The sequence below is a fragment of the Curtobacterium sp. MMLR14_006 genome, assembly GCF_001864985.1.
Taxonomy (GTDB): domain Bacteria; phylum Actinomycetota; class Actinomycetes; order Actinomycetales; family Microbacteriaceae; genus Curtobacterium.
This window is the reverse complement of sequence record NZ_MJGU01000025.1, coordinates 108,426-123,236: the sequence shown is the minus strand read 5'-3', so window position 1 is coordinate 123,236 and position 14,811 is coordinate 108,426. Positions and strand designations below refer to the sequence as shown.

The following is a 14,811-nucleotide window of genomic DNA, read 5'->3' as shown; positions in this document are numbered from 1 at the left end:
AGTTACGCGGTCCAGGCTGCAGAGATGCCGCGATCGACGACGCGGCGCCAGCCGTCGGGGGCGGCAGGGTCCCGGCTCACTGTCCCTGCCATCCACAGCACGGCCATTAGGTCATCCGGAGTGAAGTCCTCCGACAGTGCCCCGGCGGTGTGCGCGTCCTCAACGAGCTGCTCGCCGAGTGCCGTCGACCGTTCGCAGGCGGTGATGAGCGCGGTCGCGTGCGGATACCGCCGCAGCATGGCGTCGTTCATGACAGGGTCACTGAGCTGCAGGTCGATCATCGCGGAGATGAATGTCTCCAACCGGCCTCGCGGAGACTCCTGGCTCAGCGTCGTCTCCGTAAGCGCCTTCAGCTTCTCGCCCGCGACAGCAGGCACCACAGCGTCGATCAGTGCTTCCCGAGAGCCCACCCGGTTGTAGAGCGTGCCGATACTCACGCCGGCTTCGCGAGCGATGTCCTCCAGCGGCGCGGACAGTCCTCGGCGCGAGAACACCTCGAGCGCAGCCGCATGCAGCTTCTCGAGGTTCGCCTGCGCGTCACGGCGAAGGCCGGGGGTCTTGGTCACGACGTCTCCACTGGATCTTGAGGGCAGTCTCAACATAGGATCGTCCTTGATTGAGGACAACCTCAACTTATCCCAACAGTACGACGCCCCGGGAAACGACGGGCCGCGGAAGGATGCACCATGCCTCTCATCTGTATCATCGGAGCCGGCCCGGCCCTGGGCCTCGAGATCGCCCGCGCCTTCGGGCGAAAGGGCTTCGATGTCGCCCTTGTCGCCCGTGACCAGACAAAGCTCGACACCCTCGCAACGACCCTCGAGGGTGAGGGCATCCGTGCCCGCGGGTTCACCGCCGACGTCAGCCGCCCCGAGACGATCACGCATGCACTCGGCACGATCAAGGACGCACTCGGCCCGATCGACGTCCTCGAGTTCTCGCCCTCGGACCCGAGCCTGGCACCCGTCGACGTCCTCGACGTGACGATGGAGAACCTGCAGCCGCAGATCGACTTCTACCTCGGCGGAGCCCTCACTGCTGTCGGCGCCGTCCTGCCACACATGGTGGCCAGGGGTGCAGGGACGGTCCTCGTCACCACCGGTGGCGGGTCTATCAGCCCGATGCCCTTCCTCGGCAACGTGAACATCGCCGCCGCAGGCCTCCGGAACTGGACTCTCAATCTCCACAACGCCCTCGCCGATAAGGGTGTCTACGTCGCCCACATCGGCATCACCGCCCTCATCGGAGGAGGCCACCCCGACGCCAAGCCCGACGTCATCGCCCAGGCCTACGTGAAGCTCTATGACGAGCGGAAGGACGCGGAGCTGCATTACGTGGCCTATGACGGTTGACGCGTGCGCTCGCCCGTTCGAAGCCTGACCTGCGGACGGGCGGGCCGCCGCGTCCAATGAGGGATTGTCTATCGGGCACACGCTGCAACTCGAACTTTGCCGTCCGGCAACGGGTAGCTTCATCTCGTGACTCGATCAATCACAGTGTGGCTCGTGCTCCTGCTGCTTGGACTCGTGTTCGCCGCGGTCTCAGTCGTTCTTTTCACGATCAGCTCGTCCAGCGCGTTCGCATGGGTAACGCTCATCTGCACCGTCGTCATCCTTGGGAGTGCCGCGGTCGGATATCGACGCTCGCGGCTCCGTCCGTGACCATAGAGCGCTCGACCAACGAGACAGCGCCAGCAGCCGACCGGCGCGACGGGCGGCGGACACGAGGAGCGGTTGCGCTGCGACGAGGGGGAGGGCGAGGAGCCCCAGAACCCACCAGGTTCCGGCGGCGTGCGCAGCTTCATGCAGACCCGACAGGAGGCTGACAGGGTCAGCTGATGCTGCTGCCCCCGTCGACGAGGAGCTCGCTCCCGGTCATCCCCGAGCTCTGGTCGGACACGAGGAACAGCACCGTGGCGGCGACCTCCTCCGGACGCAGGAGCCGGCCGAACGGCAGCCCGCTCGCCATCTGCTCGAGCATCGCGTCCGGGTTGCCCGGAGCGAGGCCCGCGAGACCCGGGGTCTCCGTGGGCCCGGGGACGACCGTGTTGATCCGGACACCGCGCGGCGCGAGCTCCGCCGCCCACGTGTGGGTGAGGGCGGCGATCGCGGCCTTCGACGCCCCGTACAGGCCGAATGACGGCTCGGTGCCGGATGCTGCCGTCGATCCGGTGACGACGACGGCGGACCCCTCGCGCAGGAACGGCACGGCGCCCTGGACGGTCAGGGTGGTCCCGCGGACGTTGGTGCCGAACGTCGCCTCGAAGTCCTCGGGGGTGACGGCATCGAGGGGCTTGAACTCGCCCCCACCGGCGTTGGCGTGCACGGCATCCAGGCCGTGACCGCGTTCGGCGACCGCAGCGAAGACGGTGGCGATGTCCTCCGCCCGTGCGGCATCGGCGCGGATCGTCGTGACCGCGTCGCCGAGCTCGTCGCGCACGGCGTCGAGCGCGTCCTGCCGCCGCCCGGTGACGAAGACGTGTGCCCCCTCGGCGACGAAGCGGCGCACGACTGCGAGTCCGATGCCCGAGGTTCCGCCCGTGACGAGTGCGGTCTTGTCCTGCAGTGCTCCGACCATGATGTCCTCCTGGAGTTGTTATGGACTGCTTGGTCCAGAACAGTACGTCGTGCTTGACTGATCAGTCAACAACGACTTCCGAGGAGTCCACATGCCCCGACCGCGCAAGTTCGACGAGGCCGACGTCGTCGAGCGCGCCCGGCGCACGTTCGCGGAGTCCGGGTTCGACGGCACGTCCCTCGACGACCTGCTCGCGGCGACCGGCCTCGGTCGGCAGAGCCTCTACAACACGTTCGGCGGCAAGAAGGAGCTCTTCATGCGCGCCTTCCTCAGCGACACCGCCGAGGCTGTCGAGGTCGTGCAGGCGGTCCTGCGGAGTGCGGAGTCCCCGATCGCACGGATCCGGACGCAGTTGGTGTCCGTGGCCGTGGAGCACGGTGCAGCGCAGGGGGCACCCTCGTTGCTGCTCCGCGCGGCGGTGGAGCTGTCGGCCCGTGACCCGGAGGTCGCCGCGACCGTCACGGAGACCTTCGACACCATCCGCGCCGGCTACACGGCCTGCATCGTCGACGCGCAGGCGGCCGGCGAGGTCGAGGCAGATGCCGACGCGGAGGCGCTCGGCACCTACTTCTGCGCGGTGATCGAGGGGATGGGGGCGATCGGGCGCGTCGGGACCTCGCGAGCGGCGCTCCTGCAAGTGGGGATCGCGAGCCTCGCGGCCCTGCCGATCACGCCACTCGGCAGGGAGCAGCTCGGGACCGCGGACGGTCCCTGGGACTGAACGTCGGCGCGTGTCAGGGTGACGCCGCGGCGACGTGACCGGCGGGGCGGGGTGCCGCCGCGCCTCCTGTCCGGGTCTGGAGGCGCGCATCCAGCGGGCGCGACGGCGCGGGTTCCAGAAGCGCTCACCCAGGTGGCGTCGTCCGCGCATCCTCGGTGTCGTCTGCGCCCGCCGGGCCGGTGCCGGCCTGGTCGAGGTCCTCGTTCGTGTCGCCCACCTCCCGGCCGCTCCGCTGGTCGCAGACAAGCCGGTCCATCGTGCGTGTCAGCGCGTCGGGTCGGGTCGGTAGTGCCGCAGCCACTGCTCCGTCTGTGCGACGTGGCTCGCCGCCGCCGTGGCTGCCGCGACCGGATCGCGCTGCCGGATGGCCCGTGCGATGGCCCGGTGCGCCTGGTCGCTGGTGTGCTTGATGGTCCGTCCGTCCGGCATGTCGAACATCTGGTACGCGCGACTGCGGCTCCGGAAGACACCGAGCAGCGCGACCATGGTCGGGTTGCCTCCGGCCCGGGCGATCGCCTCGTGGAAGTCGGAGTCGAGCTGCGCGGACTCCTCGACGTCCGTGGTGGCCTCGAGCGCGTCGAGCACGCCGTCGAGCTCGTTGAGCAGGTCGGTGCTGGCGCGTGCGGCGGCCTGTGCCGCGGCGTGGCTCTCGAGCACCCGGCGCAACTCGTACACGTCGAGGAGTCCGGACAGTGGCAGCAGGCCGACGGTGAGGGCGAGGCTGCCGATGATGTCCTCGGGGCGGAGCGCCGACACGTAGACGCCGGATCCGTGGCGCGACTCGACGGCTCCGAGGGCGGAGAGCATGCGGACAGCCTCGCGCAACGACCCACGCGAGACCCCGAGCTCCTGACAGAGGTCCGCCTCGGGCGGGAACCGCTGCCCAGCGCCGAGGCGCCCCGAGCTGATCATGTGACGCAGGCCGTGGAAGGCATCGTCGACCGCGGACATCGTGCCCCTCTCGTCGGGGCGAGCCTACCGGCACGAAGACAGGCCATCAACGCGCCCGCGCGGACGACTCATCTGATGTCCTTGCAGGTGATCGGGCTGTTGACACGTTCGTAACGGGATCGAAACCCGAGTCATCTGATGACTTCCTAGTGTTGCCGGCATGGCATTCGCGACGACCACCGACGCCGCCCGAACCGATCCCGCGGTCGGTCCCGAGCCGCTGACGCTCAAGGACGGGCGGCCGGCGGCTGCTGCGTTCACGCTCGACCCGTACCTCGGCCACCTCAACCACGGCTCGTTCGGCGCTGTGCCCCGCGCCACGCAGGCCGAGCAGCAGCGCCTCCGTGACGTGATGGAAGCAGCCCCGGTCGCGTGGTTCCCGCCGTTGCCCGGGCTCGTCGCGCAGGCGCGCGGCCGCGTCGCCGAGTTCCTCGGCACCGACGTCCGTGACACGGCGTTCGTCGCGAACGCGAGTGCCGGCGCGAGCGTCGTCTACTCGAGCCTGCCGGTGGGCCGCCGGGTCGAGATCCTCGTCACCGACCACGGCTACGGAGCGGTCACGATGGGTGCCGAGCGACTCGCCCGGCGCTGGAACGGCCGCGTCCGCACCGTCTCGGTCCCGCTCGACGCCGACCACGACACGGCAGCCGGGATCATCTCGGACAGCATCACCGACGCGACGTCCCTCGTCGTCATGGACCAGGTGACGTCCCCCACGGCGCGGCGCCTGCCGGTCGGAGCGGTGGCACGGCACGCCGCGCAGCTCGGAGTGCCCGTCCTCGTCGACGGTGCGCACGCGCCCGGACTGCTCGCTGATCCGCTCGCCGACCTCGAGTGCGACTTCTGGGTCGGCAACCTGCACAAGTTCACCTGTGCACCCCGCGGGACCGGCGTCCTGGTCGCCCGCGGCCCGCTCGTCCAGGAGCTCAACCCGTCGATCGACTCCTGGGGTGCGACCGACCCCTTCCCGGAGCGCTTCGACACCCAGGGCACCCTCGACCTCACCGGTTGGCTCGCGGCATCGACGTCGCTCGACCTGATCGGCGACACGTGGGGATGGGACACGGCTCGCCGGTACATGTCCGACCTGGCCGACCACGCCGTCGACGTCGTGGCGGGAGCCTTCTCGGCGATCACCGGCGAGGACCACCGCGTCGACGTCGGCATGCCCGTCGGTGCGCTCCGCCTCGTGCGACTGCCCGGGGCGCTCGCCGCCGGACACGGCGAGGGCAACGCGCTCCGCGACCGCGTCCTGGACGAGCTCGGCGTCGAGTGCGCGTTCACGGCCTTCGCGGGCGTGGGCTACCTGCGGCTGTCGACCCACGTCTACAACACCGCTGCCGACTACGAGTCGTTCGCCGAACGCTGCGTGCCCGTCCTCGCGGACTGGGCCCGCACCGCCTGAGGACCTCCGACCGCACCACCCGTCCGACCCTGACGACACGTGCTCCACCTGACACGAAGGACAACCGTGAAAAGCACCAAGATGATCGCGGCGCTCAGCCTGGGCCTCGCCACCGCGCTGCTGGCAGGAGGCTGCTCCGCCCCAAGCAGCAGCGACGGCACCGTCACCCTGCAGATGGTCGAGAGCCTGACGAACCCGACGCGCACGACGCTCCTCAAGGAGCTCCTCGCCGACTTCGAGGACGAGAACCCCGACATCCGGGTCGAGCTCATCTCGCCGCCGACCGACCAGGCCGACCAGAAGATCCAGCAGATGCTGCAGTCCGGCAACGGTGTCGACGTGCTCGAGGTCCGCGACACGACGGTCGGACCCTTCAGCGCGAACGGCTGGATCAGCGACATGTCGACCGAACTCGACGACTGGTCCGGCTGGGACGACCTGACCGAGAACGCCGTCGACTACGCCAAGAACGACGACGGCACCGTCTACTACATCCCCTACGGCTTCTACGGATTGAGCCTCTTCTACCGCACGGACCTCACGAAGGACGCCGGGTTCGACGCCCCGCCCGCCTCGTGGGACGACCTGCTCGAGCAGGCCACGGCGGTGCAGGAGTCGGGCGACGGCGACTACGGCTACGCCTTCCGCGGTGGCATGAACGGCAACTCCAACCTCGTCACCGCCATCGAGGCCTACGTGGCCGACGACCTCGACACCGAGAACGCGTTCCGACTGGAGAACGGCGACACGATCTTCTCGGCGCCGGAAGCCCAGGACGCCGCCGACATGTACTTCGACCTCTTCGAGAAGGCCTCGCCGCCGTCGAGCGTCGCATGGGGCTACCCGGAGATGGTCGAGGGGTTCTCGAACGGCTCGACCGCGTTCCTCCTGCAGGACCCCGAGGTCATCAGCGCGATCGGGACCTCGACGGCCATCGAGGCCGACCAGTGGACCACGGCACCCCTGCTGACCGGGCCGACCGGGAAAGCCGCCCAGACCGTCGCCACGTCGGGCTGGGGCACCGCTGAGTCGAGTGAGCACAAGGCCGAGGCGGCGAAGCTGATCGAGTTCCTGTCGTCGGGCGACGCCTCCACGCGCTTCACCAAGGAGAACAGCCTCGTCCCGATCCTCACCAGCGCCACCGAGGACCCGTTCTACAGCGAGGGCGCCTGGGCGAGCTACGTCACGATGACCGACGCACCGGAGACCTACATCCCCGTCGTGCAGCCGCGCACCGTCGCCTGGTGGACCGAGTGGACCCAGAAGGCCGACTCTGAGCTGCAGCGGGTCCTCGTCGGCGACATGACGAGCAAGCAACTGCTCGCCAGCTGGGACGAGTACTGGACCGAGAAGGACGCGAAGTGACGGTCCAGGACGCGTCCACCGCGCCGTCCGCCGTGTCGCGGGCCAGCGCCGGTGTCGCTCCTCCGGCCCCGGGCGGTCGAAGCGGCGGCAACGACCCGAGGAGGCGCGGCTCCTCACCCACGGGTCGCCGCACCTTCACGAAGCGGAAGGGACTCAGTCTCCTCGGGTTCATGGCACCCGCACTCGTCTTCGTGGCGGTGTTCGTCTACTACCCGTTGTTCGCGGGCGGCCAGATGGCGTTCCGCAACTGGAACCTCAACAACCTCAGCGACACGTCGTGGGTGGGACTCGGCAACTTCCACGACATCCTCACCGACCCCGTCTTCTACACGGTGCTCCGGAACTCGGTCGTCTGGGTCGTCGCCTCGCTCGTGCCGCAGTTCGTGATCGGGTTCGCCCTCGCCCTGTGGCTGCGACGCAGGTTCCGGTTCCGCGGGTTGTACCAGGCGCTCGTGTTCTTCCCGTGGGCGGTGTCCGGGTTCCTCATCGGGATCCTGTTCCGCTGGATGTTCAACAGCGAGTTCGGCGTCGTGAACGACCTGCTCGCCAAGGTCGGACTGATCGACGAGCCGATCAACTGGCTCGCCGACCCGGCGACCGCCATGGTCGCCGTGCTCATCGCGAACATCTGGTACGGCGTCACGTTCTTCGCGATCATGATCCTCGCGGCGCTGCAGTCGGTGCCCGACGAGATGCTCGAAGCCGCCGCGCTCGACGGGGCCGGCAAGGTCCGCACGCTCTTCTCGATCGTGATCCCGTACATCCGCGTCACGCTCGCGCTCACGGTGCTCCTGCGGGTCATCTGGATCTTCAACTTCCCCGACATCATCTACGGCATGACGGGCGGCGGCCCCGCCGACCGCACCCACATCATCACCACGTGGATGATCCAGACCACCCAGCGCGGCGACTACGGCCGGGCCTCGGCGCTCGGGCTCATCGTCATCGCCGTGCTGCTCGTGTTCTCCGTGTTCTACCTGCTCGCGATGCGGGAGAAGGGACCCAAGACCCGATGATCGACCACGAGACCCGCTCAGCCCGGTTCGTCCGTTTCGGATTCCTCGGGCTGTGGCTCCTCATCACGCTCTTCCCGCTGTACTGGATCACCATCACGTCCCTGAAGGCGCCCGGCTCGATCTTCAGCCGGCCGCTCACGTACTGGCCGACGGAGTTCTCGCTGCAGAACTACATCGGGTTGTTCGCCAAGTCGCAGTTCGGCGTCTACGTGGTCAACAGCCTGGTCGTCAGCCTGGCGGCCGCGGTCACGGCGACGGTGATCTCGTTGCTGTCCGGCTACGTGCTCTCCCGCTTCGAGTTCCGGACGAAGGGCGCGCTGTTGACGGCGTTCTTCGTGACCCAGATGATCCCGTCGTTCATCGCGCTGGGGCCGTTGTACCTGCTCATGACGCGCCTCGAGCTGGTCGACAACCGGGTCGGGCTCGTCCTCATCTACATCGCCGTGTGCATCCCGTTCAGCACGGTCATGCTCCGCGGGTTCTTCGCGAACGTCCCCGCCGCACTCGAGGAAGCGGCCATGATCGACGGCTGCTCGCGGTTCGGCGCGCTCTTCCGCGTGATCGTGCCCGTGATGAAGCCGGGGATCGTCGCGGCCTTCATCTTCAACTTCGTCAACTGCTGGAACGAGCTGTTCCTGTCGACGACCCTGATGAACAGCGACGCGAACAAGACCCTGCCGACCGCGATCAACGGCTTCATCAGCAGCTTCAACATCGACTGGGGACCCATGTCGGCGGCCGCGGTCCTGACCGTCATCCCGACCATGGTGCTGTTCGCGTTCGCGAGTCGGTGGATCGTGCAGGGGCTCACGGCGGGCGCGGTCAAGGGCTGACGCGGCGGGGCTCCTCGCCCTGTCGTCCAGTCCGAGGTGTTCCGTCCAGACGGAGCGGTTCGGGTAGCCCGGACGCACGGCGGCTGTTCGCCCTGCTTGGCCCCCACACGGGAGGAAGCGCAACCCGAGTTCCCCTCGGTACGGTGAGCGCAACCGTGACCGCATCGGTCGCATCCACCCGAAGGATCCCCGTGCTCTCACGCTCCGCGCGGCCTCGTCGCCGCGCCCGGCTCTCGGCAGCGGCGCTCGCCGCAGCCCTCGTCGGCTCGCTCACCTTGATCGCTGCCCCCGCTGCGCAGGCGGCCCCGGCCACCGGCACGATCGACCGCGCGACGGAGAAGCAGTGGTCCGGGCTCAGTTTCCCGGCCGGTTCCGGCCAGGTCTACGTCCCCAGCCGGAGCGGTCAGCTCACCGGCGCCGACATCAACTGGTGGCCGTACGGCGCGACCAACGGGACCGGCCCCGTTTCGGTGTACGCGGGCTCATCGCCGACGGGCACGGCGCTCGCCACCGGGACCATCTCGCAAGCGGGGGGCTGGCAGACGGTCTCCTTCGCGACGCCACCGACCGTCACGGCCGGCTCGACCTACTTCTTCGCGCTTCCCAAGGGCTCGGCCTGGACCAGCAACGCTCCGGCCCCTGGAGAGGGGCTGATCGTCGGCGGCCGCAGCTCCGTCGGCTTCGAGTCCTTCAACTACCGCACCTACGTCTTGACGATCCCGGCGCCCGGGAGCCTCACCGCGACCGCCGGTGACGGTACGGCGGCGCTCTCGTGGACCGCGCCGACACCGCCGGCGGACACCACCGTCACCGGGTACGAGACCGAGTACGCCGTGCACGGTTCCGGCTCGTGGGGCGCGCCCGCCGCGACGACGGCGACGACCGCGACGGTCACCGGCCTGACGAACGGCACCGCGTACGACTTCCGGGTCCGGGCGACCACCGACCGCGGCCCCGGGCTGTGGAGCACCACCGTGACCGCGACCCCCATGGGCGACTTCGCGGGCGGCTCTCTGACGGTCGACGACGCGGAACCGGCGGTCGGCGAGAGCGTGACCGCGAGCTCGGACGGCTGGGTCCCGGCCCCGAGCCTCACCTGGTCGTGGACCGTCGACGGCGCTCCGGTGAGCACTGCGGCGACGTACACGCCGACCCCGGACGACCTCGGCAAGGCCGTGCAGGTCACCGTGACCGCGAACGCCGTCGGGCGTCACACCGCCACGAAGACCGCAGACCTCGGCACCGTCGGCTCCGGCACGATCGCTCCCGGCACCGTCCGGATCGCCGATGCCCAGGACGCCACGGTCGGCTCGTCCGCGAAGGCCGGCACGGTCCTCACCGCGTCGCTCCCCGCGGTGGTCCCCACGGACGCCGCGGTGCGCTACCAGTGGTACCGCGACAGCACGGACGTCCAGATCGCCGGCGCGACCACCGAGCAGTACACGGTCACCGGCCGTGACGCGGTCGGTGGGCGCTCGGTCTTCGTCATCGCCTCCGTCACCTCGCGCGGGTACACCGCGACGACTGCGACCTCGGCGGCGATCGCCGCCACCTCCGGCACGCAGACCGGCACCGTCACGAGCAGCGCTGCCACGGTCGCCGAGCCGATCACGGCGACGACCAGCGGGTGGACGCCGGCCAGCGCCACGGTCGCGCTGCAGTGGTTCGACGGCGACCGGGCCATTGCGGGCGCGACCTCGGCGAGCTACACGCCGGCGGCCGCGCAGGCCGGTCACTCCCTGCACGTCGTCGCGACCGGCACCGCGGAGGGCTACGACCGGTACTCCGTCGCCAGCACCCCGGCGGTGGTGGGCGAGGGGCGCCAGCACGGAACCGTCGGCATCGACGGCGACCCTGCGGTCGGTACCGCCCTCACCGTCACGGACACCGGCTGGCTCGACGGCACGTCCTTCGACCGACGCTGGACCCGCGACGGTGTCGCCATCGACGGAGCGACGGGTGCCACTTACACGCCCTCGGCCGACGACGTCGACGCCGTGATCGGCGTCACGGTGACCGGGCACCTCGACGGCTACACCGACCGCACGGTCGCGGCCGCCACCGACGCCACCGTGGTCGCCGGCACGCAGCACGCCTCGGCCGCGATCGACGCCACCGGCACCGCGCAGGTCGGTGCCGAGCTCACCGCGCGCAGCACCGGCTGGGTCGAGGGCACCGAGCTCTCGTACCGCTGGCTCCGTGACGCCACCGCCGTCGACGGTGCGACCAGCCGGACCTACACGCTCGCCGAGGCCGACCTCGGTCACGTCGTCAGCGTCGAGGTCACCGGCACCCTCGCCGGGTGGAAGCCCTTCACCGCGACCTCCGACGGCACCGTACCGGTCGTCGGGGTGCCCGCGACGGCCACGCCGGAGAGCCCGCTGCCGACGCGGGTCGTCGCCGGCGAGCCGTTCCGCTACCACGTCGACATCGCGGGGTCCCCGGCCCCGACCGTCACCTTCGACGGCGACCTGCCCGCAGGGCTCACCTTCGACCCGACGACCGGAGACATCACCGGTGTCCCGACGAAGGCCGGACTCTCGGTCATCCGGATCACCGCCACCAACGGTGTCGGGTTCCCGGCGGTCTCCACCGTCACGATCACCGTCGCTCCCGGAGCGCTCGACGCGCTCACGCTGACCACGAGTGGCACGGGTACGACCAACGGCACGGTGACGGCGGAACAGGGCTCGACGATCCGGGTCGACGCGATCGGTGCCGACTCCTTCGGCAACGAGCTCCCGACGCCCGGCGACGTGACCCTCACCAGCAGCGTGGCCTCGGACGAGATCGACGGTGCGACCGTGACGTTCCACCACGCCTCGCCGCACGTCATCACGGCGACGGTGGGAACGGTCAGTGCGTCGATGCTCATCGAGGTCAGCCCGACCGCGGTCGTCGCGCCGCCGACGACGGAACCGACGAACCCGACCAACCCGACGGAACCGACGACCCCGACGCAGCCGACGAGCCCGACGATCCCTTCTGTGGAGCCCACGACGGGCACCGTCGTCGACCCGATCGCCGACACCGATGATCCGGCCAGCCCGGCGCCGGACGCGGAAGAACTGGCGTACACCGGCGCCGACGGCACCGGCCCCGCGGCTGTCGCGGCGCTCCTCGCCGTGGTCCTCGGCCTGTGCCTCCGCATCGGCGTCCGCAGGAGCCGCCAGCGGTCCTGACCGGACCACGCAACGGACTGGAGGCGGTGCTCACCTGGTGAGCACCGCCTCCAGTCCGTCGGGCCAGCGGGTGGACGCGCGCGGTCCTGCGGCACGTCTGCCGAGAGGGCGGGACTGCAGCGTCGTCGCGTCAGAGCTGGTCACGCCGGCGGAGTCGTTCCCGCGCCCTCGGTGTCGTCTGCGCCAGCCGGGCCGGTGCCGGCCTGGTCGAGGTTCTCGTGCGCGTCGCCCATGTCGCCGGTGGCCTTGCCGGCGGGGGACAGCCCGAAGTGCTCGCGGACGGCGTTCGCCTCGGTGACGGACAAGGTCTGTCCGACTCCGAGGGACGGCGCGCCCTTGATCTCGCTCTTCGTGTAGCCGACGTGCAGGTCCGTGCCGTCGAAGGTGGCGTCCTCGACCGGGACGAGCGCGTGGTGACTCCCGAGCAGGCCGGTCGCGACGCTGACGAACGCGGCGCTGCCGTCCTCGTCGGAGGGGAACACCTGCGCGACCTTGCCGACCGATGCGCCGTTCCGGTCTCGGACGGGCGCGTTCTCGACGTCGTGGATCTCGTTCTTGGTGATCATGTGAGTAGTCAACGCTCTAGGCCTGACCCGTCCGTGTCAGAAATCGTGAGGCGAGCCCGAGGGCTTCACGGGGCACTCAGCGCGAGGCGGTCTCCGAGAACGCTCCGCCCCAGAAGTTGTGACCGCCGAACACGACCTTCACTGGGACGGCCTGTGTCCGGTCGGTGACGTACCGGTAGACGCCACCGGGACGTGCGAGCCACAGCACCTGAGCGGGTGTTGCGGATGTCGCCGCCGTGCGGAGTTCCACCAGGTACTGCCCGGAGGGGAGCTGGAACTGTGCCAATTGTTCGTTGTCGAGCAGGGTGGAGAACCTGGTGGAGAACGACGCTCCGGTCGTCGCGTTCGTCACCGTGACGCCCGCGCCACTGAGCTGCGCCGATGAGTCGCGGGAAGCCGAGGCGGCGTAGACGGTGAGGTCGTAGTCGCTGTGTGCATAGTGCCGTGACAACGTCACCTGCGAAGCCGGGAGCATGCCGCGCTGCTGGTACACCCGTGTCTTCCAGACAGCGGGCGACGCGGTCCCGCTGGCGAACGCCTCGATGCGGTACTTCCCGGTGCTGAGTCCGACGAACTGGTACTTGCCAGCGCTGTCCGAGGTCGTCCGGAACACCTGCGAAGTGTCCTCGTTCCATGCGTACATGAGGCGTCCGGAGGCGGCTCCGGTCGGGCCGACCACCTCGCCCTGGACGGTGGCGCCGATCACGAGCGGCAGAGTGACCGCAACCGTCGAACCACTGCGGACCTCGATGTCCGAGCGGAGCCCGGGGGTGTAGGTCTCGGCACCGTGCGGCGGGAGCTGTCGTGTCGCCACCGTGAGGGTGTCCGGCGTGGGGATGCCGGTGAACGTCGCGGTGCCGTCATCGTCAGTGGTGGCGTTCCCGACGACGGCGTCTGTGCCGATCGCTGCGAGTTCGACGTCCGCCAGCCGGATCGCGGTGCCGTCCGGCGTTGTGAGCTGCACGGTGATCGTTCCCGATCCGGCCGCGGTCGCTGGCGGCGCGAGACCGATCAGCGCTCCGACGGCCAGTGCAACGACCAGTGTCGTCCCCGTGATCAGTCGCATCGCGTTCCCCGATCTTCCGCCAGTGGTGCGTTGGCTGGGACTGTACGCGGCTGGCGGACTGCGGGGACTGCGCATCGCATCGAGCGGTCATGGGGATGCGGACTCCCGCCGACCGTCGCGCTCATCAGTGACGAACGGCGTCAGGAAGTGCCCAGGTCGGTTCAGTCGGCGAACCGGCAATCCGGAACACTGCCGCTCAGAGTCGGGCGGTTCCTAGGTTCTTTGGCCGAACGCACTGCGTTGTCGGCGCCGAGCGACTCCCAGCCAAACGAGCATCGCCGCGATGACGATCCATCCCGTCACTGAGAGGGGGCCGACCAGGCGCGGGTCGAAGGGCGTGAAGAGTGCTGATTGGTAGGTGGTGAAGACGTTGAGCCCTGCATGGGCGAGGACGCACGGGAGCAGTGATCGGCTGCGCAGCCGCAACCAACCGATGAGTACTCCAACACCTGTGCACGCCACCGCCATCATGCAGACGCCGAGCAGATCGGGCTGGTCGTAGTTGAGGCCGAGCAGGATCGCAGGCGTGTGCCAGACGCCCCAGATGAGTCCGCTGAGCGGGAGCGCCCACCGTGGCGCGAGCTCCACGAGACGTGGCAGGAGCCAGCCGCGCCAACCGACCTCTTCTCCTGCCACCGCGACGCTCGTCACGGCGAGGCCGATGGGGAGGTTCACGAGCTGGAGGGCGGCGAGAGTGGCCATCGGTAGCGGCGGCTCCTCGCCGGTGAGTTGCACGAACAGGGTCTTGAGCGGGGATCGTTCCGGGTCCAGTTCGAGCCACCCGAACGACAGGCCAAGCCCCCAGCTCCCCACCACAAGAGTCGCCGCTGCCATCGTCGCCCAGATCCCAGTCCGCCAACCACGCCGCGTGAAGAAGGCGTCGAGGCCGACGCCGCGGAGGATCGAGCGGCCGCGGCGCCGCTCCAGTGCGACAGCGACGAGCAGTGCGCTCGCCGCGGGGGTGAACATCATCGCAACTGTGGCGACATAGGTCCCAAGGCTGCCTACCGGATCCGTGAGATCAGCGCTGGACACGAGCGCCGGTGTGAGGAGAGCCCAGGCGCCGCCGTACGCCAGCGCGATGAACATGACGATTCGTGCAACTTGCAATTCAGCCGCCTCCGATGTT

General features: G+C 69.6%; 13 protein-coding genes. 7 read left to right on the top strand and 6 right to left on the bottom strand.

Annotated elements, in window-relative coordinates; genetic code table 11:
* Positions 1-2 precede the first annotated feature (2 nt).
* Positions 3-566, bottom strand: coding sequence for a TetR/AcrR family transcriptional regulator (locus BIU94_RS15780; protein WP_071262797.1), 564 nt, complete (start codon positions 564-566; stop codon positions 3-5).
* Positions 567-686: 120 nt separating this feature from the next.
* Between BIU94_RS15780 and BIU94_RS15775 the strand changes: the two genes are divergently transcribed.
* Positions 687-1,352 carry an SDR family oxidoreductase gene (locus tag BIU94_RS15775; RefSeq protein WP_071262793.1) on the top strand — a complete coding sequence of 222 codons (666 nt, stop codon included), beginning with the start codon at positions 687-689 and terminating at the stop codon, positions 1,350-1,352.
* A gap of 478 nt (positions 1,353-1,830) precedes the next feature.
* Here BIU94_RS15775 and BIU94_RS15770 read toward each other — a convergent pair whose 3' ends face one another.
* Positions 1,831-2,577, bottom strand: coding sequence for an SDR family NAD(P)-dependent oxidoreductase (locus tag BIU94_RS15770; protein ID WP_071262789.1), 747 nt, complete (start codon positions 2,575-2,577; stop codon positions 1,831-1,833).
* A 91-nt stretch (positions 2,578-2,668) separates the two neighbouring features.
* Here BIU94_RS15770 and BIU94_RS15765 point away from each other — a divergent pair, with 91 nt between their 5' ends.
* Positions 2,669-3,298 (top strand): TetR/AcrR family transcriptional regulator, encoded by a 630-nt coding sequence (locus BIU94_RS15765; protein ID WP_071262787.1) that lies wholly within the window; start codon positions 2,669-2,671, stop codon positions 3,296-3,298.
* A 264-nt stretch (positions 3,299-3,562) separates the two neighbouring features.
* Here BIU94_RS15765 and BIU94_RS15760 read toward each other — a convergent pair whose 3' ends face one another.
* Positions 3,563-4,249, bottom strand: a complete 687-nt coding sequence (locus BIU94_RS15760) for a FadR/GntR family transcriptional regulator (protein WP_071262783.1) — start codon at positions 4,247-4,249, stop codon at positions 3,563-3,565.
* A 160-nt stretch (positions 4,250-4,409) separates the two neighbouring features.
* Here BIU94_RS15760 and BIU94_RS15755 point away from each other — a divergent pair, with 160 nt between their 5' ends.
* The 5 genes from BIU94_RS15755 (at position 4,410) to BIU94_RS18235 (ending at position 12,050) form a co-directional block, all read left to right on the top strand.
* Positions 4,410-5,654: an aminotransferase class V-fold PLP-dependent enzyme gene (locus tag BIU94_RS15755; RefSeq protein WP_071262781.1), complete on the top strand. Its 1,245-nt coding sequence runs from the start codon at positions 4,410-4,412 to the stop codon at positions 5,652-5,654.
* Between the two features lie 66 nt (positions 5,655-5,720).
* Positions 5,721-7,019, top strand: a complete 1,299-nt coding sequence (locus BIU94_RS15750) for a sugar ABC transporter substrate-binding protein (protein ID WP_254782982.1) — start codon at positions 5,721-5,723, stop codon at positions 7,017-7,019.
* 170 nt (positions 7,020-7,189) lie between these two features.
* On the top strand, positions 7,190-8,035 hold the full coding sequence (locus BIU94_RS15745) for a carbohydrate ABC transporter permease (RefSeq protein WP_139196428.1): 846 nt from the start codon (positions 7,190-7,192) through the stop codon (positions 8,033-8,035).
* On the top strand, positions 8,032-8,868 hold the full coding sequence (locus BIU94_RS15740; RefSeq protein WP_071262777.1) for a carbohydrate ABC transporter permease: 837 nt from the start codon (positions 8,032-8,034) through the stop codon (positions 8,866-8,868). Before BIU94_RS15745 ends, BIU94_RS15740 begins: the two co-directional genes overlap by 4 nt.
* A gap of 191 nt (positions 8,869-9,059) precedes the next feature.
* Positions 9,060-12,050, top strand: coding sequence for a fibronectin type III domain-containing protein (locus BIU94_RS18235; RefSeq protein ID WP_071262775.1), 2,991 nt, complete (start codon positions 9,060-9,062; stop codon positions 12,048-12,050).
* Positions 12,051-12,190: 140 nt separating this feature from the next.
* On the opposite strand, the gene BIU94_RS15730 is transcribed toward BIU94_RS18235, so the two are convergent.
* From BIU94_RS15730 to BIU94_RS15720, 3 genes are all read right to left on the bottom strand, one after another.
* Positions 12,191-12,616, bottom strand: a complete 426-nt coding sequence (locus BIU94_RS15730; protein WP_071262773.1) for a PRC-barrel domain-containing protein — start codon at positions 12,614-12,616, stop codon at positions 12,191-12,193.
* Between the two features lie 76 nt (positions 12,617-12,692).
* Positions 12,693-13,580 (bottom strand): carboxypeptidase-like regulatory domain-containing protein, encoded by an 888-nt coding sequence (locus BIU94_RS15725; RefSeq protein WP_175472198.1) that lies wholly within the window; start codon positions 13,578-13,580, stop codon positions 12,693-12,695.
* Positions 13,581-13,895: 315 nt separating this feature from the next.
* Positions 13,896-14,771: a CPBP family intramembrane glutamic endopeptidase gene (locus BIU94_RS15720; RefSeq protein ID WP_071262766.1), complete on the bottom strand. Its 876-nt coding sequence runs from the start codon at positions 14,769-14,771 to the stop codon at positions 13,896-13,898.
* Between the last annotated feature and the right edge of the window lie 40 nt (positions 14,772-14,811).

What these genes read in the sequence shown, in the direction of transcription:
- BIU94_RS15775 (WP_071262793.1), top strand. Translation starts at nt 687, where the DNA reads ATGCCTCTCATCTGTATCATCGGAGCCGGCCCGGCCCTGGGCCTCGAG.
- BIU94_RS15770 (WP_071262789.1), bottom strand. Translation starts at nt 2,577, where the DNA reads ATGGTCGGAGCACTGCAGGACAAGACCGCACTCGTCACGGGCGGAACC.
- BIU94_RS15765 (WP_071262787.1), top strand. Translation starts at nt 2,669, where the DNA reads ATGCCCCGACCGCGCAAGTTCGACGAGGCCGACGTCGTCGAGCGCGCC.
- BIU94_RS15760 (WP_071262783.1), bottom strand. Translation starts at nt 4,249, where the DNA reads ATGTCCGCGGTCGACGATGCCTTCCACGGCCTGCGTCACATGATCAGC.
- BIU94_RS15755 (WP_071262781.1), top strand. Translation starts at nt 4,410, where the DNA reads ATGGCATTCGCGACGACCACCGACGCCGCCCGAACCGATCCCGCGGTC.
- BIU94_RS15745 (WP_139196428.1), top strand. Translation starts at nt 7,190, where the DNA reads ATGGCACCCGCACTCGTCTTCGTGGCGGTGTTCGTCTACTACCCGTTG.
- BIU94_RS15740 (WP_071262777.1), top strand. Translation starts at nt 8,032, where the DNA reads ATGATCGACCACGAGACCCGCTCAGCCCGGTTCGTCCGTTTCGGATTC.
- BIU94_RS15730 (WP_071262773.1), bottom strand. Translation starts at nt 12,616, where the DNA reads ATGATCACCAAGAACGAGATCCACGACGTCGAGAACGCGCCCGTCCGA.
- BIU94_RS15720 (WP_071262766.1), bottom strand. Translation starts at nt 14,771, where the DNA reads ATGTTCATCGCGCTGGCGTACGGCGGCGCCTGGGCTCTCCTCACACCG.